The sequence below is a fragment of the Gilliamella sp. wkB72 genome (assembly GCF_001693745.1).
GTDB lineage: Bacteria > Pseudomonadota > Gammaproteobacteria > Enterobacterales > Orbaceae > Gilliamella > Gilliamella apicola_E.
The window spans coordinates 1-384 of the sequence record NZ_LZEI01000023.1 but is presented as its reverse complement, the minus strand read 5'-3'; the positions used below and the strand labels follow the sequence as shown (position 1 = coordinate 384).

The following is a 384-nucleotide window of genomic DNA, read 5'->3' as shown; positions in this document are numbered from 1 at the left end:
GGAACGTTCTTAGCCGATGACGCTGTAGCGAGAGGTATGGCAGATGAAATCAGCAGTTATCGCGATGTAATAGCAAAACTATCAACAGAAAATACTAACAATATTAATGGAGTACCTAAAATGGGTGTTAAAGCAAACCGAGACAAAAAAAACTTTTCGTTGAAAGCCTCAGGTAGAGCGTCAGACGAAGAATTAGATAAACAAGGAGCGGATGATATTGAAGACGATCGACAGTCAGCAGATGAAGATGAGAAAGATTTAGATGCTGAAGACGACGACTTAGCTGAAGATGACGATGACGATAAGCTCGACGAATCAGCAGAAGATGATGATTTCGAAGATGAAAAAAAGGACGATGAAGAAGAAGAAGAGAGTCCAGCAGCT

General features: G+C 40.9%; 1 protein-coding gene. It reads left to right on the top strand.

From position 1 onward, the window contains the following. The coding region (locus tag A9G07_RS12045) for a hypothetical protein (protein WP_176713975.1) at positions 1-384 on the top strand (384 nt) is incomplete at both ends.